Here is a 578-nt window from a genome sequence, read left to right as displayed (position 1 = left end):
GAGCAGGACCGCCTCGGCCGCCGCGATGTGCTGGTTGTTGCTGGTGAACGCCTCGTTGTAGGCGTGCAGGTTGGGCGTGTAGCCGGAGTCGATGGAGGTGCCGAGCGGGCGCAGCACCATCGGCTCGGCGAAGAGTTGCAGGGTGCCGATGATGCTGAACACGGTGGTGAGCACCAGCGCCGGCTTGATCAGCGGCAGCTTGACGTGCCGGACGATCTGCCAGGCGCTCGCCCCGTCGATCCGCGCGGCCTCGTACAGGTCGCCGGGGATCGCCTTGAGCTGGGCGATCAGCACGAGCATGTTGTAGCCGGTGAACTGCCAGGTGACGATGTTGGCGATGGACCACAGGACGGCGTCCCGGCCGAGGAAGTCCACCTGCCAGCCGGCCGAGTCGGCGATCTCCACCAGCGGGCTGATGCCGGGGACGTAGAGGAAGCCCCACAGGATGGAGGCGATGACGCCGGGGATGCCGTACGGCAGGAAGAAGGCGGTGCGGAAGAAGCCGACCCAGCGCGCGGACGCGGCGTCGAGCAGCAGCGCGAGCGCGGTGGCGAAGACGAGCATGACCGGCACCTGGA

General features: G+C 68.3%; 1 protein-coding gene. It reads right to left on the bottom strand.

Annotated elements, in window-relative coordinates; genetic code table 11:
* A partial coding sequence (locus KUM32_RS36460) for a carbohydrate ABC transporter permease (RefSeq protein ID WP_217146180.1) occupies window positions 1–578 on the bottom strand: 578 nt, incomplete at both ends.

The sequence above is a fragment of the Streptomyces sp. AC627_RSS907 genome (assembly GCF_019049165.1).
The sequence above is the reverse complement of the archived record's forward strand: the minus strand, read 5'-3'. Positions and strand labels throughout refer to the sequence as shown.